This is a genomic window from Strawberry lethal yellows phytoplasma (CPA) str. NZSb11 (assembly GCF_000397185.1).
Lineage (GTDB): Bacteria > Bacillota_I > Bacilli_A > Acholeplasmatales > Acholeplasmataceae > Phytoplasma > Phytoplasma australiense.
The window spans coordinates 841,683-862,588 of the sequence record NC_021236.1 but is presented as its reverse complement, the minus strand read 5'-3'; the positions used below and the strand labels follow the sequence as shown (position 1 = coordinate 862,588).

At 27.1% G+C, this 20,906-nt stretch carries 25 protein-coding genes and 1 pseudogene; all 26 read right to left on the bottom strand.

What is annotated here, in order from left to right; all coding sequences use genetic code 11:
* Window positions 1-196 precede the first annotated feature (196 nt).
* The 26 genes and pseudogenes from SLY_RS04210 to SLY_RS04085 all read right to left on the bottom strand — a co-directional run bounded on the left by SLY_RS04210 (window position 197) and on the right by SLY_RS04085 (window position 20,758).
* Entirely contained in the window at window positions 197-997 is an 801-nt protein-coding gene (locus SLY_RS04210) for a DUF2963 domain-containing protein (protein ID WP_015638309.1), read from the bottom strand.
* 70 nt (window positions 998-1,067) lie between these two features.
* Window positions 1,068-1,295 (bottom strand): annotated as a pseudogene (locus SLY_RS04205) (transposase); the annotation flags it as partial.
* A gap of 1,271 nt (window positions 1,296-2,566) precedes the next feature.
* Window positions 2,567-3,607 carry an OmpH family outer membrane protein gene (locus tag SLY_RS04200; RefSeq protein ID WP_015638306.1) on the bottom strand — a complete coding sequence of 347 codons (1,041 nt, stop codon included), beginning with the start codon at window positions 3,605-3,607 and terminating at the stop codon, window positions 2,567-2,569.
* An 81-nt stretch (window positions 3,608-3,688) separates the two neighbouring features.
* The gene (locus tag SLY_RS05145; RefSeq protein ID WP_235043267.1) at window positions 3,689-6,388 is read right to left on the bottom strand and encodes a coiled-coil domain-containing protein; all 2,700 of its coding nucleotides are present in this window, start codon (window positions 6,386-6,388) and stop codon (window positions 3,689-3,691) included.
* 101 nt (window positions 6,389-6,489) lie between these two features.
* The gene (locus tag SLY_RS04190) at window positions 6,490-7,254 is read right to left on the bottom strand and encodes a hypothetical protein (RefSeq protein WP_015638304.1); all 765 of its coding nucleotides are present in this window, start codon (window positions 7,252-7,254) and stop codon (window positions 6,490-6,492) included.
* 29 nt (window positions 7,255-7,283) lie between these two features.
* Complete coding sequence (locus tag SLY_RS04185; protein WP_015638303.1) at window positions 7,284-9,407, bottom strand: AAA family ATPase; 2,124 nt, start codon at window positions 9,405-9,407, stop codon at window positions 7,284-7,286.
* 173 nt (window positions 9,408-9,580) lie between these two features.
* Window positions 9,581-9,835: a hypothetical protein gene (locus SLY_RS04180; RefSeq protein ID WP_015638302.1), complete on the bottom strand. Its 255-nt coding sequence runs from the start codon at window positions 9,833-9,835 to the stop codon at window positions 9,581-9,583.
* Between the two features lie 78 nt (window positions 9,836-9,913).
* Window positions 9,914-10,603, bottom strand: coding sequence for a YqaJ viral recombinase family nuclease (locus SLY_RS04175; protein WP_015638301.1), 690 nt, complete (start codon window positions 10,601-10,603; stop codon window positions 9,914-9,916).
* On the bottom strand, window positions 10,593-10,829 hold the full coding sequence (locus tag SLY_RS04170) for a hypothetical protein (RefSeq protein WP_041784407.1): 237 nt from the start codon (window positions 10,827-10,829) through the stop codon (window positions 10,593-10,595). The genes SLY_RS04175 and SLY_RS04170 overlap by 11 nt, the downstream gene beginning before the upstream one ends.
* Window positions 10,822-11,262 (bottom strand): hypothetical protein, encoded by a 441-nt coding sequence (locus SLY_RS04165; protein ID WP_041784405.1) that lies wholly within the window; start codon window positions 11,260-11,262, stop codon window positions 10,822-10,824. Before SLY_RS04165 ends, SLY_RS04170 begins: the two co-directional genes overlap by 8 nt.
* Window positions 11,263-11,284: 22 nt before the next feature.
* Entirely contained in the window at window positions 11,285-11,503 is a 219-nt protein-coding gene (locus SLY_RS04160) for a hypothetical protein (protein ID WP_041784403.1), read from the bottom strand.
* 33 nt (window positions 11,504-11,536) lie between these two features.
* Complete coding sequence (locus SLY_RS04155) at window positions 11,537-11,866, bottom strand: Panacea domain-containing protein (RefSeq protein ID WP_015638297.1); 330 nt, start codon at window positions 11,864-11,866, stop codon at window positions 11,537-11,539.
* Window positions 11,867-11,896: 30 nt separating this feature from the next.
* Entirely contained in the window at window positions 11,897-12,364 is a 468-nt protein-coding gene (locus SLY_RS04150) for a Panacea domain-containing protein (protein ID WP_041784401.1), read from the bottom strand.
* 221 nt (window positions 12,365-12,585) lie between these two features.
* Window positions 12,586-13,056: a Panacea domain-containing protein gene (locus SLY_RS04145; RefSeq protein WP_015638295.1), complete on the bottom strand. Its 471-nt coding sequence runs from the start codon at window positions 13,054-13,056 to the stop codon at window positions 12,586-12,588.
* 83 nt (window positions 13,057-13,139) lie between these two features.
* The gene (locus SLY_RS04140) at window positions 13,140-13,769 is read right to left on the bottom strand and encodes an N-6 DNA methylase (RefSeq protein ID WP_015638293.1); all 630 of its coding nucleotides are present in this window, start codon (window positions 13,767-13,769) and stop codon (window positions 13,140-13,142) included.
* A gap of 23 nt (window positions 13,770-13,792) precedes the next feature.
* The gene (locus SLY_RS04135; RefSeq protein ID WP_041784398.1) at window positions 13,793-14,086 is read right to left on the bottom strand and encodes an HU family DNA-binding protein; all 294 of its coding nucleotides are present in this window, start codon (window positions 14,084-14,086) and stop codon (window positions 13,793-13,795) included.
* Window positions 14,087-14,105: 19 nt separating this feature from the next.
* Window positions 14,106-14,867, bottom strand: coding sequence for a DUF2963 domain-containing protein (locus SLY_RS04830; protein ID WP_015638291.1), 762 nt, complete (start codon window positions 14,865-14,867; stop codon window positions 14,106-14,108).
* Between the two features lie 32 nt (window positions 14,868-14,899).
* Complete coding sequence (locus SLY_RS04120; protein ID WP_015638290.1) at window positions 14,900-15,415, bottom strand: DUF2963 domain-containing protein; 516 nt, start codon at window positions 15,413-15,415, stop codon at window positions 14,900-14,902.
* Between the two features lie 64 nt (window positions 15,416-15,479).
* On the bottom strand, window positions 15,480-16,292 hold the full coding sequence (locus tag SLY_RS04115; RefSeq protein ID WP_015638289.1) for a DNA adenine methylase: 813 nt from the start codon (window positions 16,290-16,292) through the stop codon (window positions 15,480-15,482).
* Complete coding sequence (locus tag SLY_RS04110) at window positions 16,267-16,476, bottom strand: hypothetical protein (protein WP_235043249.1); 210 nt, start codon at window positions 16,474-16,476, stop codon at window positions 16,267-16,269. The genes SLY_RS04115 and SLY_RS04110 overlap by 26 nt, the downstream gene beginning before the upstream one ends.
* A gap of 288 nt (window positions 16,477-16,764) precedes the next feature.
* Window positions 16,765-16,842 (bottom strand): DUF2963 domain-containing protein, encoded by a 78-nt coding sequence (locus SLY_RS05940; protein ID WP_420893823.1) that lies wholly within the window; start codon window positions 16,840-16,842, stop codon window positions 16,765-16,767.
* 26 nt (window positions 16,843-16,868) lie between these two features.
* Window positions 16,869-17,516, bottom strand: a complete 648-nt coding sequence (gene tmk, locus SLY_RS04105; RefSeq protein WP_015638288.1) for a dTMP kinase — start codon at window positions 17,514-17,516, stop codon at window positions 16,869-16,871.
* Complete coding sequence (locus SLY_RS04100; RefSeq protein WP_015638287.1) at window positions 17,506-18,138, bottom strand: hypothetical protein; 633 nt, start codon at window positions 18,136-18,138, stop codon at window positions 17,506-17,508. The genes tmk and SLY_RS04100 overlap by 11 nt, the downstream gene beginning before the upstream one ends.
* 15 nt (window positions 18,139-18,153) lie before the next feature.
* Window positions 18,154-19,467 (bottom strand): replicative DNA helicase, encoded by a 1,314-nt coding sequence (locus SLY_RS04095; protein WP_015638286.1) that lies wholly within the window; start codon window positions 19,465-19,467, stop codon window positions 18,154-18,156.
* A gap of 75 nt (window positions 19,468-19,542) precedes the next feature.
* The gene (locus tag SLY_RS05135) at window positions 19,543-20,079 is read right to left on the bottom strand and encodes a DUF2963 domain-containing protein (protein WP_015638285.1); all 537 of its coding nucleotides are present in this window, start codon (window positions 20,077-20,079) and stop codon (window positions 19,543-19,545) included.
* A 1-nt stretch (window position 20,080) separates the two neighbouring features.
* Entirely contained in the window at window positions 20,081-20,758 is a 678-nt protein-coding gene (locus SLY_RS04085) for a sigma-70 family RNA polymerase sigma factor (RefSeq protein ID WP_015638284.1), read from the bottom strand.
* Window positions 20,759-20,906 lie beyond the last annotated feature (148 nt).

Here is a 20,906-nt window from a genome sequence, read left to right as displayed (position 1 = left end):
GGGTTATTACCCTAATTGTAATTTAATCACAGCGAGAAGGGCAAAATAATGCGTTAAAGAGGTATGTTTGATTTTGGGGGGTTTTTTAGTTTAGATAGTCAGTAGAAGAAATTATAATTATAATTTTATCCTCTTAATCTTGGTTTTTATGATTCTTCTGTTGGTTGAGTATTAAATTTCTTTTTTTATGCATGATTTAGGAACCGTATTCAACTTCTTTAATTGATCCATCTGGGTTGTATTGGGTGTGTTTGATGTTTCTTCCTGTTTGAGGGTTGTATTCGTTGGTGTAATCAATTGTTTTTCCGTCGGATTTGTAATTGGTTTTTTTGGTTATTTTTCCTTCGGAATTGAAAAATTCAATTGCTTGAATTGTTTTACCATCTGAGTAGTATTTGGTCTCTTTGATTAATTCTTCTGTTTGAGGGTCGTATTCTTGGATATAATTAATTCTTTCGCCATCTTTGTAATATTGGGTATATTTGATTGTATTACCTGTTTGAGGGTCGCATTCTTGGATGACATAAATTGTTTTGCCATCTTTGTAATATTGGGTATATTTGATTGTATTACCTGTTTGAGGGTCGTATTCTTGGATGACATAAATTGTTTTGCCATCGTCGTCATAATGAGTTTCTTTGGTTTTTTTGCCTGTTTGGGGGTCAATTTCTATGATGTAATCAAGTGTTCCATCAGGGCGATATTTAGGTCCTTTTTTAGGTTTTTCATTTTCGTCGTTAGATGTTATTTTATCTATTTCTTTTTCAAGTTTTTCTATTAATTCATCTAGATTTTTATGTGTTTCATTGAATCGTTCTTGGGGTTGCTTTCTTGTATCATTAACATTATCTTCTGTTTTATCTTCTTTTGGTTTTGATTCTTTTTCCTGTTTTAAAGATAAAAAAACAAGGAATAAAATAAAAATAACTGCAGCAGATATTGATAAAGCCCAAACAACAAAAACTCGGCTTAATTTAGAAGGATTATTTTTTGTCATTTTTTTTGCCTACTTTCTTCTCTAATTGTTTTTTTAATTTACCATTTTGTAATTTTAAAAGGAACAATTGTTTTTCTTCTTTTAATTTTAACTTTTCTTCAATTTTTAGCCAATAATAATAAGTACTTCGATTAATGCGAATTGTTTTTAAAATGGTAGTTAAATTCAGGTCTTGAGAAAATTGTTTAACAAGTTTAAAAACTATTTTTTTATTAATAATTTGAATATGGAAAATCATATTTTGTAATAATCTTATTTTTTGCTTTAATTTTTGCAATTTTTGCATTATTAACACCAATTATCTTAATATTTTTTATTTAATCACAAAAACAATTATAACTCAAAAATGTATTTAAAATTGAATTTTAAAATATATTAATTAAATTAATATATAAAATTATTATAATATATGTATATGTGCGCTGTTCCTTTTTTTAATACAACTTTTTATTTATAAATTACTCTTTAAGACTTTAAAATTAAGTAGATAATTCCATATCTTTTCAAACTAACAAATTAATTTCATTACACTTAAAAAGTGTCTAATGTTTTTTTATAATTTGCTAGTTTCAAAAGATATTTTTTAAATATTTTATCCCTACATTATATAGTTAGCCTGAAAAAAACAAAAACGCCCCTACAAAATGACATGGGTTGCATTTTTTTACACAATAATGCCAAAATAATTGATTTAAAGAATTTTATTAATTATAAAAAAATAAATATTCAAAATATTACCTCTTAAATGATTTTATATTTTAATAGTATAATATATATGGTTAATATATAAAGAAAGAAATAAAAACTTTTGAATAGTTTTTATTTCTTTCTTTATATTACATATACATATATTATACTATTAAAATATAATTATTAGAAACATACCATTATATAGTTAGCCTGAAAAAAACAAAAACGCCCCTACAAAATGACATGGGTTGCATTTTTTTACACAATAATGCCAAATTTTTCATTTTGGGTTGTTTGTGCTATATAATAACTGAATGTCACTTAGAGGCTAAATTGGATTTAAGGGGGGTATAAATTGCAATTCGAGTTATTACTCTAATTGTAATTTAATCGCGGCTAGAGGGGCAAAATAACGCGTTAAAGAGGCATGTTTGATTTGGGGGGTATTTTAAAATTAATTCAGTTGAAATTATTATTTTAATTTCTCGTTTGACTTCTTCTTTATTATAACATAAAACTCTTTTTTAGATTTTACCAAAGATGAGTAAAAAAAAAATGACCTCCATTTGGAGGTCTTAATATCAATTAATATTTAATTCTTGAGGTTTATTATGTTATGGTTGAGTGGTGTCCCAGTAGCCGTTGAATTTATTGTAAATCCATCCACTGGATTTAGGACCAACAATAATTATAACTTATTAAAACTGAATTTTAAAATATATATATTAAATTAATATATAAAATTAATGATTATGTTTCTAATTATACCCCCAAATCAAGGTTATATCTCTAAAATTTTGATTATTTTTTAGCAGTTATATCATTTGATTCAAATTTATTAAAAAAAGACCAACTTTTAAGTTGGTCTTAATTATAATTTTATCCTCTTAATCTTGTTTTTGGGGATTCTTCGTTTTCTTTAGTATTAAATTTCTTAGTATAAAGTGTGATATAGTTTTGTTTTGGGTTGAAGTGAAGATAGTAGTTTTTCATTTCTCTTTTTGGAAAACTAGAGTCCTTTGGGTCTATGATATGACATGTCACTTCATCCATGAAAAAGTCTTTATCTTCTTCAATTAACCATTTCGGGCCTTTGTAGTTGAGTTCTGTGTAGTGGTCTACATAGTTGTTGATGAACATATTATTAAATTGTGAATCATCATTTTTATGTTTTGTGTGGAAAGTATCAAAAAAATCAATACTGCTGAGTTTTGTTTCCCATTTGTCAAAAGGATTTTTCATAAACGGCATTAAGTCAGTTGGCTCGTATTCACGGTGCTGTCCGCAACCAAGACCGTCGAGACCGTAGAAGGTGTATTTAATTTTTATTTTCCATTCTCCCTCATCAGCAACACCATTCATTACCCATTTGCCTTTATCATTTCTATAAGGTTTGTTATCTTCTTCAATTGCGTATTTTTTATTTCCTGTTTCAAACCATTCAGCTTCAATTTCTACTTTCGGTTCAGAAATAGTATAAGTTTTAGGTTTCGAGTTTGTTATATCATATTTATTGTCTAAAAATATAAAACCACCGAAAATAGCAAATATACTTATTATAAAACAATAATATATAATTATAGCTTTTATTGGATTTCTTTTTGTATATTTTTTAGCTTTTAATTTTCCTGCCAACATTTGATTATGTGATAATTCTGCTTGTTGCTGCCTTAATTCAGTTTGGATAGTGTTTATTTCTTCTTGTAATTCGGTTTTTTCTTGAACTGATAAAGCTTTATTATTTACTAACTCAGCTATTTTTTGGTTTAATTTCTTTTGCTTAGTTATTGTCTCAACTTCAATTTTAAATTTAATATTTTCTACATTATTTAATTTATTATTTACGTGTTTTTGAACAAACCAAATCAATAAAAAAACTCCTAAAATACCTATAATAACTAATACTTTAAATAACTCCATCCTATAATTAACTTCCTTTTTTATTTTTATAACTTATCATCATTGTATCATAATCCAATCTGGTAATGCAAAAAAATTGCATTAACGACCAAACCATGTTTTAACTACATCCCAATTACTAGCAACAGCTACAGCAGTAGAAATTACACCACCTGCAACTCCACCTAAAACCGCACCTATAGGCCCCGCAGCACTTCCCAACGTAGCGCCCATCACCACACCAGCTTCGGTGAAAACACCTATTTTTGTACCCGTTTCCCAACTATTTTGTTTGTCTTTTAATTCTTTTGATCTATTTTGTAAGTTTAATGCATCTTTTTTTAACTCAACAATCTCTTCTTCCAATCTTATTTTTGTTGCAACGTGCGCGTCTTGTTCTGCTTTCAATTGGGCTTTTAGTTTATTGATTTCATGTAGTAATTCTTTGTTATTACCACCCAAAACACCACTTGCATCTTCAAGTCCTGCAATTGCCCCTTCTAGTTGTTGAATTTTAATTGCTTGTTGCTTGAAAGTTTCTATATTGTTTTCAATTTCGGCAGTTAATTTTATAATTTGTTCCGCTTGTTCTTGAACTTTTTGTTGCAATTGTTTAATTTCTTCGTCTTTTTGTTTGATTGTTTCTTGCAACTTAGTTTCATTGGCTTCTAAGGTATTAATTTTGCCCTTTAATTCTTTTATTTGAGCTTCTTTGTGATTTAATTGTTTAACTAATGCATCATCAGCATTGCCGTTTTTAATCAATTCAACTTCTAACTCTTTTTTCTCTTTTTCTAGTTGTTCGTTTTCATTTTTAGTTGCATCAAGTTCTTGTTTGATTTTGTCTAAATCATTAGTATATTTTTCTTTTAGGTTTTTATTTTCTAATTTTAAAGCATCAATTTCACTTCTAAAACCTTGTTCTTTAATTTCTAATTGTTGCATTTCGTTTTTTAAAGTTTTAATATGATTTGCTTTATTATTTAATTCTTGTTGCAAACTATCATCTGGTGTTTGATTTTCTAATAATTGATTATATTCTAGTTGAGCGTTTTTTAAATTAGTTTCATAATTTGATAATTCTTGAGATATATTTTTTAAGTTTTCTTTTGCTTCATCAAGTTTGAATAAATTTTGTGGTGGTTCGGTCTGTGAGGTTGGTTCGCTAAAAATTAAATTAGCGCCATTAGTGGAATATTGTATATTTCTCATATTAATAGAAGGTTCGCAATAATATTTACCTGGTGATAATTCTACACTTTCTCCTTGTATAGTATTTCTTTTAATCATCTCATTATATGTTCTCATACTTCTTGGAATATGGGGCAATCCAGTATTTTCAAAATCAATCTTTGGGACAATTTTATATGTAAAAGGTTTATCATTCCAAAAACGAGGGAATTGTATTTCTTTACTACTACTACCAACCCCCCAATTTGTACGATTTTTTATCTTTTTATAATTTGTTACTGTTTGGTCGTTTTCTAAGTCTTTTATTATTTGTAATAAGTTATCTTTATTTACCGTCAAACCCCCTATTTTTTTGTTAATTTCGTCTAATTTCGCTTGTTGAGTTTTTATTTCTTTTTGTAGTTGTTTAGCATTTTCATTGTTTTTTTCAATTTGGTCTTTTAGTTTTTGAGTTTCATTTTCTAGTTCAGCAACTGTTTTTTTGTAATTTGTAATTTGTCTTTGGATTTCTTCCAAAGTTTTTACATGTTGTTCTCTTAGGCTCATAGTTTCTTCTTGTTTTTGAGTTAATTGTTCTTTTAAGTTTTTTTCGTTTTCTTGTAATTGTTTGATTTCTTCTTCTTTAATTAATAAATGAGCTTGATAATTTACTTGTTTTTGTTCAATATTATTTCTTAAATTATTAATTTCTTCATTTAATTGCTTAACTTCATTTGCTGATAAGTTTTTTTGTTCAGTTAATTTTCTTTCTTTTTCTTTTAATTCAACTTCTTTATCAAATATTTCTTGTTGTAAATTTTGTAAATCTTGTTTATTTGAATCTAATATTTTTTCTAATTGGAATTTTTGGTTTTGTATTTGTTCTATTTCTTTATTTCTAGAAGATAAATTAGTATTTATGTCCTCAATTTGCTTAGTTAATTGTTGTTTTTCAGCATCTGATAAGTTTTTTTGTTCTAAAAGTTCTTTTTCTAAATTATTTTTATTTGCTGTTAAAGTTCCTATTTTTTTGTTAATTTCATCTAATTTCGCTTGTTTAGTTTTTAATTCTTTTTGTAATTGTTTAGCATTTTCATTGTTTTTTGCAATTTGGTCTTTTAGTTTTTGGGTTTCTTCTTCTTTAATTAATAAATGAGCTTGATAATTTACTTGTTTTTGTTCAATATTATTTCTTAAATTATTAATTTCTTCATTTAATTGCTTAACTTCATTTGCTGATAAGTTTTTTTGTTCAGTTAATTTTCTTTCTTTTTCTTCTAATTCAGCTTCTTTATCAAATATTTCTTGTTGTAAATTTTGTAAATCTTGTTTATTTGAATCTAATATTTTTTCTAATTGGAATTTTTGGTTTTGTATTTGTTCTATTTCTTTATTTCTAGAAGATAAATTAGTATTTATGTCCTCAATTTGCTTAGTTAATTGTTGTTTTTCAGCATCTGATAAGTTTTTTTGTTCTAAAAGTTCTTTTTCTAAATTATTTTTTTGATTTTTTATATTTAAAATTTCCAAAAGATGAGCTTGTAAATTAGCTTCAAAATAATTTCTTTCTTGCAACAATTGTGCTTCTCGTTCTTTTTCAACGGTCCTCAACTCCTCAACTTGTTTTTGCATGTCTGGATTCAATAAACTTTTATTATATTCTTCTTTGTTAATTTCTTTTTGTTTATGAATTGGTTGTTTTAAAGTTGGTTGAGGAGTTAGTGTTTCATCATTTAATTCAGTTGATTTTGTTTTTTTTTTTTTTGAGTTTCTTGGTTTTCTGAATCTCTGTTATTTTCAGTTAATTTATCTGTTTCAATTTGTTTGTTTGTATTGTCTACTTCGTTTTCTACTTGTTGTGGTGGAGATGTATTTTTTGGTGGTTCTTGGTTGGTTTTTTCGGTAAGTGTAATAATTCCTACATAAATGATAGTACTTATTAAAACTGCTCCTCCTAAGAATATGCCAATTCCTGGGATTAAACAACATGTAGCAGCAAGTAAACAACCACCAACAAGCCATAAAGCTTTTGATGCAATAGCAGAATATTTGGGGTCTATTTCTGCATTTTCTAACGCTTTTTTGGTCTTGTCATCTAGATTATGACATGTATGTTTAATAAATTGCCAACATGTATCAACAACTCCGCCAATTTTCCCAGCTAATTCAGGAAAAAACTTAGAAATTACAAGCCATATTCCTCCACCAATTAGTATGAATGGTAATAAAATAAGGGTTATTTTGACAATTGATTTGATTAATTTTACAAACCCATTCTCTTTTTTGGTTTCAACAATTATTTTAGTAGGTTGGATTTGTTTTTTGATTATAGTTTTTGAAGGTTTTTTTATTTTTTTAATTTCGGAAACAGTCTTTTTGGGAGTTGGAATTATTTTTTTGGTTTTATTGGTTGGAAGTTTGGTTTTTACTTGTTTGATAGTTTTTTTAATTGTTTGTTTTTGTTTTGGTTTTTTAGTTTTGATTATTTTTTTTGCCATCTTATTTTCTCTCTTTCTGATTATTTATTTTAATTATTTTTTGTATTAAATTTCTTAGTATAAAGTGTAATATATCTTTGTTTTGGGTTGAAGTGAAGATAGTAGTTTTTCATTTCTCTTTTTGGAAAACTAGAGTCCTTTGGGTCTATGATATGACATGTCACTTCATCCATGAAAAAGTCTTTATCTTCTTCAATTAACCATTTCGGGCCTTTGTAGTTGAGTTCTGTGTAGTGGTCTACATAGTTGTTGATGAACATATTATTAAATTGTGAATCATCATTTTTATGTTTTGTGTGGAAAGTATCAAAAAAATCAATACTGCTGAGTTTTGTTTCCCATTTGTCAAAAGGATTTTTCATAAACTGCATTATATCAGTTGGCTCGTATTCACAGTGATGTCCGCGACCAAAGCCATTGAGGCCATTAAAGCGGTATTTTTCTTTAATCATTGTTGTATCTTTTGGAGGTTTACGATATTTTAAAAAACCTTGTTTCCAGGATTCATATTGTTCTTCGCATTCTTTGCGACGTTTCATAATATCATTATGAGGATTTTTGATTTCTAAAATTTGGTCTAATGCTTCATCTAAATCAGAAGGCAACATTACTTCATGGTTTTCATTTTCTACGGCCAAAAGGTCATAAATTTGAAAAGCTGTACGCAGTAATTTAACTAAATCACGATTGGTGAGTTGCTTTTCTGCAGGGATTTTTTTAACCAAAGTTTTGAGATAATTGAAGGTATGGAAACTAATACGCCAATCATTCTTTAAAATTAAAAATTCTAAAAATCCTGGGATTTCTTCTTTTTTAAAAGAATCAATTTTAATTTCTTGTTGAAAACGACTTCTTAAAGCGGAATCAATTTGGTCTAGGTGATTAGTAGCTCCCATTAAGACAATTTGTTTTTCACTTCTTTTGAAACCGTCTAATTTAGTTAATAAATTATTTACAATGTTGATACTTGTTTTATTAGAGTTTTTGTCTTCACGGTTAGCTAGTCCACTAATTTCGTCAATAAAGATAATAGTTTTATCATGTGATTCAGCTTCCGCCCAAATCTTTTCTAATTCTTCGTTGCCTTCACCAACGTAAGTCTTGTCAAATTTTGACGGCTCTAATTCAATATAATGTACTCCTGATTCGCCACATAAACCTTCAATTAAATGACTTTTCCCTGTTCCTGGCGGGCCATATAATAAATATCCTGTTGGTTTCACATTTTCATATCCTAACGCATGTTTCGTAGCATTAAAATAATGGATTAAAAACCTAAATTGCTCTTTTTCTTCTTCCATCCCATATACATCATTAAAAGTTATTTTCTTTTTTTGTGTAGTCCAAGGTTGATTATTTTGAATAGCTTGAAGCTTTGCTTGTAAAGTTTTAATTTGTTTGTCAAATTGGATTAATTGACCGTCTAAAAATAAATCATAACTTTTGAGGTTTTGAACTTCTCGGAGGTTGTCTTGATGTTTAATTATTAGTTCTTTGATGTTTTCTTTGCTCGCGTTATTATAATTTATTGCTTGTTGTAAATCAGATATTTTTTGATAAATATCTTTGAATTGAGTAGTTTTATTGGTTTCTGATTGGACATTTTCAATGATCTTCTTATTGCTTACTTGTGATTTTGTATTTTCCACTCTTTTTTTAGTTAATGGTTGGGTAGCTTCATTGATTTGGTTGCGTTGTTTTGATAAATCAGCTATTTGTTGGTTTAAGTTTTTTATTTCAGTTTCTAATTGGGATTTTGTTTCATCGGTTAAATTAGTTTCTTTATTGTTTAATTCTTTGCTTTTTTGGTCTAATTCTTGGTTGAGGTTGTTAATTTGAAGATTTAAAGTTTTGATTGTTTCTAAATTAGAGTTGATTTGTTGTGATAATTGGTTATCTTCTTCAATAAGTTTTTTGTTATTATTTATGTTTTGTTGATTGATTATTTCTAAATCTTTTAAACATTTTTGAAGTTTATTAAGTTCTTCTTTTGCTTCTGAATCAAGTTGGTTATTGGGTGGTTGTGTTATTGTTGGATTTATTAATGGTTTGATATTGTTTTCTTTTTTAGTTATTCCAACAATAAATAAAATCAACAAAATAAAACCGAATAAAGCTAAGAAACTAAGATATATTTTGTTTTTAAGTTTCATTTTTTCTCCTTTCTAGAAAAATTATTTTTTATTAAAGTAGTTTAAAACTTGTGAATATAATAAGTCAACTTTTGTTTTTTTGAGCGAAAAAAGGGCAAAATTTTGAGTCTATTTTTGGAGGGTTTTTGGAATTTGTTGTTATTGTTTTAAATTCATTTATTAATATAAATCTCCTATATTTCCTTATTATTTTTATTAATCTTTTTATCATCTAATTCATCCAGTTTTTTGTCTATTTTATCGAAATTATTTTTAGTTTCTTGTTTGAAATCCTTAATATTTTTTTCTAAATGTTCGCTTTTCAAATTGATATGTTCTTTTAAATTATTATGATTATTGGAATAAAAACCAATGGCTATTGTTATAATAACACCAATTAAACAAATAATAATACCAATTAAATTAAATTGTTTTTTGAGTTGTTTCATTTTTAAAACCTCTTTTTTTATTTATTTTTTATTCCTCAGCTGAGGTGATTTCGTAGAGTTCGTTTAATTGAGAATAAATTAAATTTTTATATTGTTTTTCGGATCTTTCATATCCTTTTTCTGAATCTTTTGTTTAAATTTGCTTAGTTTCTTTAAATAAGTTGTTTGGGATAATTCTTGTTTGGCTAGATTTAATAATGATAAATACTTTCGACTATCGGACATCATTTTTTTCACAAATTCATGATCCTGATAGATACGGACAACGTGGTAATTATTATCGTTAAAATAAACTAAGAAATAAGCAAACTGGGCTTGAGAACAATATAATTGGCATTGAACTTGGGCCCAATAATATTTAGGCAGGTTTTTTTCACACGGATTGGCTAAAAACAAAGTCCAAGTACTGGAAATATTTTCTTTTTCATCTACATAAGGACATTTAATTTCTAATAAAGTATTAGTTGGTTGGTTATAACCATCAAGCGAGGCCGAAAACATATCAAGTTTATCATCAGTAAAAATGGTATCAGGGAATTTTAGGTTAGTTATTTTTTCAAACCAATTACGAGCAATTGGTTCGGTTTTGTTGCCGTGTTCTGTGTATTTATTCGCGGTAAAAGTGGTGCCAAATAGTTTATCATGGACTAATCGGGGTAAAGAACGGAACGGATCTAATCCTGTAATACTCCCGATTTCGGAAGCATTAATATATTTTTGGCGATGTTGGAACCAAGCTTTGGTACGTTGATTTAAGTTAATTTTCATTTATTTCTTTGTTACTTTCTAAATCATCCTTTTCTTTTGATTTGTTATTTGGGTTTGGAATAATTGAAAACGAACTTTTAGTTTTGTTGTCTTTTTTTGGTTCATTTGTTTTATCAATTTCTGGTAATGGAAGAAAATTAAAAAAGATTTTTTTAATGATAAACATTAAAGCAGTTGTAAATAGAGCGCCAACAATAAATCCGATGGGGAAATTTAGGTCATTCATTTTCATCCTCCTTCTTAATAATTGAATTGATATTTTGTGATTTTAATTGTTTTTTTCTTGCTTTTTTCTCTTGCCAATGAGAAACTTTGGATTTTTGTGCTTCTATTTGCGATTTGAGTTTTTCTTGATTTTCATTGATTTTATCTATTTTTTGTAATAATTGTTTTTCTAAATATTCTTGTTTAGCATTTTGGATTTCTAAGTTTTGTAGTTTTTTGTTGGGGAAAAAGATACCCAAAATTAAATCTTTTACGAAAATCAAAATATTTGCAATTAATTTAAAAATAGGTTTGAAACCAGAAACAATAAGAATAGTGAAAAGTGTTGTTTGAATTCCATCCATTCTTCGTTCAAGTATTTCGGTAGTGCTAAATCCTTTGGTGTAATTTAGAATAAAATTGCTAATTGTTACAAATATTGAAAATATCCACATAATCACCCTCCTTTCTTAATTTTTATAATTTTTCTATTTCTTCTTCTAGTTCTTTCATAACTTTTTTTCGTTTTTTAGATAATTTCTTTTTGTTTTTAAAAGTCTTCTTGGGGTGGTCTAAATTAAGCCATTTTCCTTTGGTCTGATTATATTTGTTTTGTTTTTTTAGTTTTGATTTGGAACGATCTTGGAAATAAGTTCCGTTAAATGCTTCTGACATGCCGTCGCTCATATTATTCATTCTCCTTATTATTTTCTTTATCAAGTTTTTCTATTAATTCATCCAGTTGTTTATGTGTTTCATTGAATCGTTCTGGATATGTTCTTTGGTAAATTTATTTTCATCGTATTTTTGAGAAAATGTTATTGTTTTATCAAATTTGGTGGGATATTTAATTTGTTCTAAATATAAAGGCAATGAAATAGGACCTTCTTCCCAAGCCTCAAAATCATTTTCAAACATAGGAATGTTGTATTTAAGTAAATATTTACAATATGTCAAAAATACTAATTTTTGGATTTTCATACGAGTAAAATCATCTTTGTTTTGGTGTTTTACTAAATAAGTTGCAACATCTAGAATATCTATTTTATTAGGTTGCATAGTTATTTGCTCCTTTATTGTGTTATAAAATTATACTTTTCTATTTCTTTGAGAATAATAATTTTGAATAAGTTTATCAGGAATATTATTCAAAGCAAAATATTGCGATATATAACTTCTTTCCCAAGGAGAATTTGGTCTATGTGTTATATTTACTAATTCGGTAGCTGTTTTAGGACCATATTTTTCTATAACATAATCCATAATTTCTTTTTCTTGTTGGGAAAAAATGTTTTGATCATAATTTTCTTTAATTTTTTGTTGATAATTTAATGGTTTTTTGTCTTTTGGTAAATTAGTATATAATTTAGGTGAAACTGGACCATAAGGCCAAGATTCAAAATCATTATTAAACATAGATTGGTTAGTATCTATTAAATTTTTAGCATATACAAAAAAAACTAATTTTTGAAGTTTTAAAGGTTTATAATCATTTTTATTTTGGTGGTTTATTAAGTAAGTTGCAACATCTAGAATATCTATTTTATGAGTTTGCATAGTTATCAACTCCTTTTTGTTATTTTTTTTATTAAAAAGTTCATTTATGTTATTATTTATTTAAGATTAAATAAATAATATTAATGATATAGTTAAATTTTTATCAAAAGAATAAATAAACTTTTTTTGGATTATCAGAATTAAACAAAAAATATTTCATAAAGAAGTTGAATTAGAAAAAATATTAGATTCAAATAAACAAGATTTACAAAATTTGACATTTATTTTTGAATCCTATTTAAATTATTTTTAAAAAAATCATAAATAGTTTGGTCTAAAATAACGTTTTTATCCCAAGTGATATTTCCATTGTAAGATAATTCCCATGGCAATTCTTGGTGAGTTAAATCTGCCAATTCATTTCCAGTTTTCGCACCATATAATTCAATGATAAAATCAATATTTTTTTTTAAAGTAGAATTTATTTTGGTAGAATTTCCTTTTGGAGAAAGTTTATTAATCGGTAAATAAGTAAATTCTTTGAATTCATTATATAATTCAGGCAAAACTGGTCCATAAACCCAAGCTCTAAAAGAATCTTTAAAGTTTGGAAGAGAATTGTGTTTCATTAAATATTTAGCATAAGCATAATAAATCATTTTGTGTAATTTCATGTGAGTTGTTTTATGTGGATTGTTTTCAATAATATAATTTGCTACATCAAAAACGTTGATTTGATTATTATTTTTCATATTTATATTCCTCTTTTTTTGTTTTATTATTTTTAGGTTTGTGTTGTTTAATGTTTTTTCTTAATTGTTCTGAATTAGACATTTTAAATCATTGCTCCTCTACAAAAATAATGCGGTTTTAAATTATTAACATTAAAAATTAAAATTTCTGAATGAAAAACAACGTTTTCAAAAACATCTTTGGGAAGACTAATAATAGAAGAGATTTCGGGATATTCTTGAATTACAAATTTTTGTAATCGTTTGCTATTTAGTGATTGATTAAGTCTAAAACCATAAGGTGTGAATAAAACAATTGGAATATCTTTGCCAAAAATTTCAATTATTTTTTTTAACCACAACTCAGGCAATAATGGACGACCGCCATATTTTTCCTTAACATAACTTTTAGTTTTAAAATCTAAATTAAAAGGTGGGTTTGTTATTACCAAAGATATTTTTTGTTTCTTTAAATCTTTTTGACTTAATTCTAAAAAATTTTTATGAATTAAATTAGGAAAAGAAGTTTTTTCTATATCAACCCCCAAAACATCAAAACCTTTTTCTTTCCAAGGCAATAATAAAGATCCTTCGCCAACGCAGGGGTCAAAAATCAAACGTGGTTTGATTTGAGGTGATAAAATATCATATAGAAATTGCGATACCCAACTAGGAGTATAAATAGTAGATTTTTTTTCATTTTTGAAAAAATTATTTCTATCAACTCGATACATTTTTTAAACCAACTTTCTTTTTTTTAGTTTAATTTAACTGTTTTTTTGACTTTATTTTTAAGGCTTGATGATAATTTAAAAGTCACAGCCGTTTTAGCAGGGATTTTTAGTTTTTTGCCTGTTTTGGGGTGTTTCCATAAACGAGCTTGTCGGGTTTTTAAAACAAATCTTCCAAGTTGGGGCGACAAAACTACCTCTTCGTTGGAAGTTATTGCTTCAATTAAGGTGTTTTCAAAGGAATTGTAAAATTCCTCAGTTTGGGTAACTGAATTTTTAGTTACTTTTGCAAGTGTTGTAATTAATTCTTTTTTAGTCATATGTTTTTGCTCCTTTCTTTTATTTATATTTTTTATTGATTGTTCCATCGGAGTTGTAGTAAGTTTTTTTAAACAATTTACCATTAGGATGGTGTTTGTATATAAAAGCTATTCTTTTGCGATCGAAGGAAAAACCAGTTGTTTTAATTAATTTGTTTGTTTTGGGATGGTACTTAAATTCTGTAGTATAGTCAATTGTTTCACCATCTTCTCGGTAATTAGTAAATTTAATTAATTTACTTATTTGGGGGTTGTATTTTCTGATGTAATCAATTGTTTCACCATCGCCAGCATAAAAAATTTCTGTGGTTAATTTACCATCAGAATTGTAATAGGTTTCTTTGATTACTTCTTCTGTTTGGGGGTCGTATTCGATGATGTCAATAATTGTTTTTCCATCGTCATAATAAAAAGTTTTTTTGGTTTTGTTGCCTGTTTGGGGGTTGTATTCGGTGATGGAAACAATTGTTTTTCCGTCGGATAAGTAATTTATTTCTTTGGTTTTGTTGCCTGTTTGAGGGTCGTATTCAAAAGTTTCTTTGATTGGTTCCTCTGTTATGGGGTCGTATTCGATGATGTCAAGAATTGTTTTTCCATCGGATTTGTAATAGGTTTTTTTGGTTAATTTACCATCTGGGGTCCATTCAACAACAGATTTCTTTCTTTTGCCATCAGTTCTGTATAAAGTTTGTTTGGTTAATTTACCTGTTTGAGGGTCGTATTCGTTGGTGAAATCAATTGTTTTTCCGTCGTCATAATAAAAAGTTTTTTGATAATTCATATTATTTATGCTCCTATAATTAAAATATTTTTTTATTGATTAAAATTTTCATTAAAAACAGTTCCATCTGGGTTGTATTGGGTTTGTTTGGTTCGTGTACCTGTTTGGGGGTTATATTCATTAGTATAAATTAACGTTTTGAAGTCATCTTGATAGCAATTTATGGTGTGTTTTTTATCATCTATTATTTCTTCTCCAATTGTGCCATCAAGATGATAATTAATTGTTTTGATTATTTCTGCAGTTTCAGGATTCCAACAAATAATACAATTAATGGTTTTGCCATCTTCACGGAACCAAGTTGATTTATTTAATTTGCCATCAGAGTAATATTCAATAAAAAACCTCTTTGTTTTTCCGTCGGAGTTGTAATGGGTTTCTTTGATTCTTTTACCTGTTTTGAGGTCATATTCTTGGATGACATAAATTGTTTTGCCATCGGAATAGTATTGGGTTTGTTTGGTTAATTTACCATCTGGGCTATATTCAGCAACAAATTTTATAGCTGTTTGTATTCCTTTGCAATAAAAAGTTTTTTGATAATTCATAATTATTTTTCTCCTTTAATTAAAATATTTATTTGTTGATTAAAATTTTGATTATTTGTTCTTTTTAATAATTTTTAATAATAACTTCTTGCGATATCCCTTTTGAAGTTAAATTGTGTTTTGTAGTGGTTTGAATGGGTTGAATGTGAAATTTTTTAAACAATTCAGTTATTTTTGACGAATTATAATTTGTATACAACCACTTTACCTTGCGATAATTTGCCATCTCTAAACTTTTATAAAGTCTTTTGTGATCTTCAAATGTGAAAGGTTTTTGATAAAAGACTTTATCTTTAATCCCTTCACGCCAATACGGAGGATCAACAAATATAAAATCGTTGCTTTGGGTTTGGTTAATGACACTTTCAAAATCGCCATTTAACAATTTTATATTCTTAACATTGGTTTTTATTCTTTGTATTTCTAATAAATCAATTATAGGGTTTTTGAAACGAGATGAAAAACTGTATCCTAAATAAATAGTTCCGTCGGATCGATATCGGAAAATGCCCCTAAAAGCATATTTCAATAAAACGTAAAAAAGGGCACTTTTATAAGCACCCAAATTACTTTTATTAAATTTTTCTACCAAATGTTTAAATGATTCTTTTTGCGTCTTTTGATCTTTATTTACATATATTTTGTCTTTAAATTTACGCACATAATCGCAAAACAATTCTGGTTGTGCCAACATATCTTTCCAAAGTTGTATTAAATTGATATCATTATCGTTCAAGGTGACAGTTGAGGGAGTAAGAGATTGGAATAAAGCCCCACTTCCTAAAAAGGGTTCATAATAATTGTTATAATTTGTTGGAATATATTTTAATAATTGAGGCAACATTTTCTTTTTACTGCCTATCCATGGTATTTTCATTATTAAACTCCTTTACCCAAATATAAATCAAAAAGACAACATCAGAAACAAGACTAATAGCTGTATTTGCTTTGATTCCTAAATTAAAATCAAAAAATAAGGTCATTAGATTTGTTATGATAAATCCTAAATATGTTATACTTAACAATATTAAAATGTGTTTGGGAGTTAAAATCATTTTCATTCTCCTTTATTTATTTGAATTATTTTTTTACTAATTAAAGTTTTAATAATTTTATAAAAATGTTGTTGATATCCTAAGAATCAATAAAATAAATTCATCTGAAAAAATATAATCAATTATTTTATCTACAAAATAAGAGATAAAGAATGACAAAAAAATGAATGAAAATATAGAAGAAGTATGCAAACTCAAATAACAAACAAGAATACAAAATGATAAAGATTTAAAAACAAAAGATAATATTTTTGGCATATTGTTGAATCCTTTCTAGTTTTCAATGTATTTGTTTCATTTACTTTTTTTAGCGTTATATTCATTAATAAATTCAATTGTTTTACCATCATCGTCATAAAAATTTTCTTTGATAATTCATAATTATTTTTCTCCTTTAATTAAAATATTTTTTTACTAATTAAAATTTTCATTATTTGGGCTAAATTTTCTTTTTGCGAGTTGGTTGCGTTAATCATAAAATGATTACAATTTTTGTGGTTGCAATTTGCATCATTACAGTATTTATGACGGTTTAAATAATGTTTGCGGACATTTTCAAAATAATTTAAGGGTTTTTTCTCAATGAGGTCTAATTTATGATTTGCTTGGGCTTGTTTACGTTGTATCCCAATTTTAGGGTCAATATCTAGGTAAAAAGTTAATTTAGGTTTAATTAAGAAATGATTGATAATTTTTGAAGTAATTTTATCATCATAATCCATGTAATTGCCTTTGCTTTGATATGCGAAAGTGGAATCATACCAACGGTCAACTATAACAAGATAACCACCCAATAAAGCAGGGATTATTAATTCATCTTGGGTTTGCATCATGTTGGCAAGGCTTAATAAATATTTAGTTTTAGGGCTTATTTTGGATTGATGTAAAAACAAATTTCTGATTTCTTTTCCAACGATGGAACTGCCTAAACCTTGAAAAACTTTGATTTGATAGCCTTTATTTTCAAAAGAAGCTTTTAATTCGTTAATTAAAGTAGTTTTGCCGCTTCCGTCAACGCCTTCAAAACTAATTAATTTATTTGTCATTAGAGTGAACCATCTTTTTAATTAAATTAATAGGTGAAAAGGGAATGAATTGGTTGGTTAGTAAGTTTTGTAAGAAGAGATTAGCTGAATTGGAAAATAAATTGATTACTTTGTTAATTGATTGTACTTTACCATTTTTAATTTTATTATTTAATCTTTGAGTTTCGGATTCATCATTTGTTAATAAATAGAAGCCAAAACGAGTGTCTAGTTTTTTGATTTGTTCACCTTCTACTATTGATTGTTTGTATCTATCTCTAAGGCAAGTTTTGAAATTGAAAGCAATAATGCGTTTCGTTTTAGTAAACAATACCAAATCAAATTTAATATCAGGGATGAAAAATAAATATGATTGAGGATATAAATATTTAATTCCTTTGTGATTTAGATAAAGCAAAATTAAGTATTCGTTAATTTTTCCGCGAATTGATTTTTGACTTTGAGAGTTGTGTTGGTTGTTGGTTAAATATGTATTGAGTATATTATGGCAATCAAACATATACTGATTAAAAACTTTGTTGAAAAAAATTGGTTGAACTATTTGTTTGGTTATGTTAACGCACAAAGATTTATGATTAAAAACGTTAATATTTTCAAAATCTAAATTAGATAATTGGTTCATTTTTTTGCTCCTATTTTATTCTTTTTCTTCAAATCTTTGAATTTGTTTATAAAAATTAAAACTACATTCGCCCACTTCTCCGCTACGGTTTTTGGCAATAATTAAATTCGTATGTGGGTCAATATCAGGTTTTTTATAATAACTTTCGCGGTGCAAGAACATCACAACATCAGCGTCTTGTTCAATTGTTCCCGAACCACTTAAATCTGTTAATTGTGGGGTTTTATCTTCTCTAAGATTATTTGCACGGTTCGTTTGACTTAAAGCCATAATTGGAATATTAAGTTCACTTGCTAGTTTTTTTAATGCGCGTGAAATTTTAGATATTGCTTGATATATATTCAAATTTTGGTCGTCAATTAATAAATGGAGGTAATCAATAAAGACAATATCAAGTCCTTCAGTAGATTTCATTTGACGGCATTTGGTTTCAATGTCTTCAATTTTGTTATCTCTATCATCATCAATTAAAATGTTTAATCGCGTGATTTCGTTATCAGCGATAAGTAACTGTGATTTTTCATCTTTATTTAAGTTTTTGTGTTGCAGTTGTTTTAAAGGGATTTGAGAAGCAGAAGAAAGTAACCTAATTACTAATTCTTCTGCTGCCATTTCTAAACTAAAAATAACTGCTTTTTGGTTTTTGTTGTTGCTAGTAAAGTTTTTTGCAATATTACAAGCCAAATTTAACATAAAAGTAGTTTTTCCCATCGCAGTTCTTGCACCTAAGATAATTAATTGGTTAGGTTTGAAACCAGAAATTAATTCATCTAGATTTTTAAAGCCTGTTTGGATTCCTACAAATTGGTTGTCTTCGTCATCATTAAGAATACTTTGGCAAATACAAGGAGATAATGTTTTTGTAGAAATAAAAGGAGATTTGGTTTTTTGCATAAAACTTTCTAATTGGTTTTTGACTGCTTGCAAATAATTGTGAATATTTTTAGTTCCTGATAATCCGATTGGGAATTGCTTAAATAATCCTAACACATCTCTTTTAAGGGCATTTTCTTTAATTAAATCAATGTATGTTTCTAAATATTCACTTGCAGGGGTCGCCTCCACTAATTCAATTAAATAATCAATTCCTCCTATTTTGTATAAATTGTTATCTAAAACAGAACCAACCGTAACATAATCAATTTCGCGATTTTGCATTTTTAATTGCTTCATTGCCTCAAAGATATAACGATGCTTAGAGTCATTAAAATTGTTTGTGTTGACTGAATTTATAACATAATCCTTTTTTTCTGGTTTTAATAATAGTGTCCCTAATAATGCGCGTTCGGCTTCAATCGGCTTTAATAATGCGCGTTCGGCTACAATCATCTTTCAAACTCCTCCTTTTTGTGATTTGGGTATAAAAAATACCCCTTCAAAAAAGGGGTTTAGTTTATATATTAATTAAAAAGTTTTTTCTTCTTTAATTGTTCCATCGGAGTTGTAATAGGTTTTTTTGGTTATGTTGCCTGTTTGAGGGTTGTATTCGAGGATGTTATTAATTGTTTTTCCATCGGAGTTGTAATAGGTTGTTTTGGTTTTGTTGCCTGTTTGAGGGTCGATTTCTTTGATGGACCAAATTGTTTTGCCATCAGCTCTGTATAAAGTTCGTTTGGTTAATTTACCATCTGGGGTGTATTCAACAACAAATTTCTTTGTTTTGCCATCAATTCTGTATAAAGTTTGTTTGGTTAATTTACCTGTTTGAGGGTTGTATTCTTCAATATAATCAATTGTTTTTCCGTCGTCGTCATAAAAAGTTTCTTTGATTGGTTCTTCTGTTATGGGATCATACTCAGTAATAAAGTCAATTGTTTCGCCATCTTTATGGAACCAGGTTGTTTTAATAAAATTCAATGTATCGGGATCATGTTCGTGAATGGCGTAAATTGTTTTACCATCAATATTGTAGTAAGTAGTTGTATTTTTTTTACAATTCATATTATTTATTTCCTTTTTTATCCATTGCGAAGTAATCCGACTCCCTTAATTTAGTAATTGCTCTGGTTTTGATTTTTTCCACTTGCCTTAAAGATAAATTAAACATTTGGCCTATGTTTTTGTTGGAATACTCAATTTGTTGAGGTTCTTCATTAACATTTTCCAAAGAAATCCCAAAACTTAATCTAATAATTTCGAATTCTTGGGGATTTAAAATATTTTTAAGTTTTTTTAAGAATAATTCGTGATTAACTTGTTTTAACCATAGTTGATGGGGGTTGAGGATTGTGCTCCACCTGGGTTGCGTTGCTTCTTCCCATTCTTCTAAAGGAATAGGAATATTACTTGTTTGTTTTTCTTTCTCAAAAACTTCTTTGGGAATGGAAGCAGTTTGTAGGCCTCTAATAAGTTTTGTAATTTCACTTTTAATTGTTGGTTTAGCATAGGCAATAAAATCATAACCTAAATCTTTGTAATTATTTAAAGCTTTAATTAAACCTAAAACGCCTTCTTGAAATAAATCTTCTCTTTTGAGTGATTTAGGGAAATATGTAAATTGTTTAACTATGTTTTTTACTAATGAAAAAGGTTCTTTTAAATGCATTTCAATCAATTGATCGCGAATTGCTAAATTCTTTTTATTTTTTAAAAAATCTTTAAATAATTTTTGTCTTAACATTTTATTCCTTCCTAAAAATATTTTTAGAAAAGATATGAAATTATTTTTTTAGTCTTGAAAAGAAAAAAAGACTAACTATTAAGTTAATCTTAAAGAATTTTTAAAAAGTAAAAAATTGTCCAAAGTTTTGGAACACCTCAATGTAATA

Bases quoted from the DNA above. Each gene is read 5' to 3' on its own strand.
- SLY_RS04210 (WP_015638309.1), bottom strand. From the start codon at position 997: ATGACAAAAAATAATCCTTCTAAATTAAGCCGAGTTTTTGTTGTTTGG.
- SLY_RS04200 (WP_015638306.1), bottom strand. From the start codon at position 3,607: ATGGAGTTATTTAAAGTATTAGTTATTATAGGTATTTTAGGAGTTTTT.
- SLY_RS05145 (WP_235043267.1), bottom strand. From the start codon at position 6,388: ATGCAAAAACAAGTTGAGGAGTTGAGGACCGTTGAAAAAGAACGAGAA.
- SLY_RS04190 (WP_015638304.1), bottom strand. From the start codon at position 7,254: ATGGCAAAAAAAATAATCAAAACTAAAAAACCAAAACAAAAACAAACA.
- SLY_RS04185 (WP_015638303.1), bottom strand. From the start codon at position 9,407: ATGAAACTTAAAAACAAAATATATCTTAGTTTCTTAGCTTTATTCGGT.
- SLY_RS04180 (WP_015638302.1), bottom strand. From the start codon at position 9,835: ATGAAACAACTCAAAAAACAATTTAATTTAATTGGTATTATTATTTGT.
- SLY_RS04175 (WP_015638301.1), bottom strand. From the start codon at position 10,603: ATGAAAATTAACTTAAATCAACGTACCAAAGCTTGGTTCCAACATCGC.
- SLY_RS04170 (WP_041784407.1), bottom strand. From the start codon at position 10,829: ATGAATGACCTAAATTTCCCCATCGGATTTATTGTTGGCGCTCTATTT.
- SLY_RS04165 (WP_041784405.1), bottom strand. From the start codon at position 11,262: ATGTGGATATTTTCAATATTTGTAACAATTAGCAATTTTATTCTAAAT.
- SLY_RS04160 (WP_041784403.1), bottom strand. From the start codon at position 11,503: ATGAATAATATGAGCGACGGCATGTCAGAAGCATTTAACGGAACTTAT.
- SLY_RS04155 (WP_015638297.1), bottom strand. From the start codon at position 11,866: ATGCAACCTAATAAAATAGATATTCTAGATGTTGCAACTTATTTAGTA.
- SLY_RS04150 (WP_041784401.1), bottom strand. From the start codon at position 12,364: ATGCAAACTCATAAAATAGATATTCTAGATGTTGCAACTTACTTAATA.
- SLY_RS04145 (WP_015638295.1), bottom strand. From the start codon at position 13,056: ATGAAAAATAATAATCAAATCAACGTTTTTGATGTAGCAAATTATATT.
- SLY_RS04140 (WP_015638293.1), bottom strand. From the start codon at position 13,769: ATGTATCGAGTTGATAGAAATAATTTTTTCAAAAATGAAAAAAAATCT.
- SLY_RS04135 (WP_041784398.1), bottom strand. From the start codon at position 14,086: ATGACTAAAAAAGAATTAATTACAACACTTGCAAAAGTAACTAAAAAT.
- SLY_RS04830 (WP_015638291.1), bottom strand. From the start codon at position 14,867: ATGAATTATCAAAAAACTTTTTATTATGACGACGGAAAAACAATTGAT.
- SLY_RS04120 (WP_015638290.1), bottom strand. From the start codon at position 15,415: ATGAATTATCAAAAAACTTTTTATTGCAAAGGAATACAAACAGCTATA.
- SLY_RS04115 (WP_015638289.1), bottom strand. From the start codon at position 16,292: ATGAAAATACCATGGATAGGCAGTAAAAAGAAAATGTTGCCTCAATTA.
- SLY_RS04110 (WP_235043249.1), bottom strand. From the start codon at position 16,476: ATGAAAATGATTTTAACTCCCAAACACATTTTAATATTGTTAAGTATA.
- tmk (WP_015638288.1), bottom strand. From the start codon at position 17,516: ATGACAAATAAATTAATTAGTTTTGAAGGCGTTGACGGAAGCGGCAAA.
- SLY_RS04100 (WP_015638287.1), bottom strand. From the start codon at position 18,138: ATGAACCAATTATCTAATTTAGATTTTGAAAATATTAACGTTTTTAAT.
- SLY_RS04095 (WP_015638286.1), bottom strand. From the start codon at position 19,467: ATGATTGTAGCCGAACGCGCATTATTAAAGCCGATTGAAGCCGAACGC.
- SLY_RS05135 (WP_015638285.1), bottom strand. From the start codon at position 20,079: ATGAATTGTAAAAAAAATACAACTACTTACTACAATATTGATGGTAAA.
- SLY_RS04085 (WP_015638284.1), bottom strand. From the start codon at position 20,758: ATGTTAAGACAAAAATTATTTAAAGATTTTTTAAAAAATAAAAAGAAT.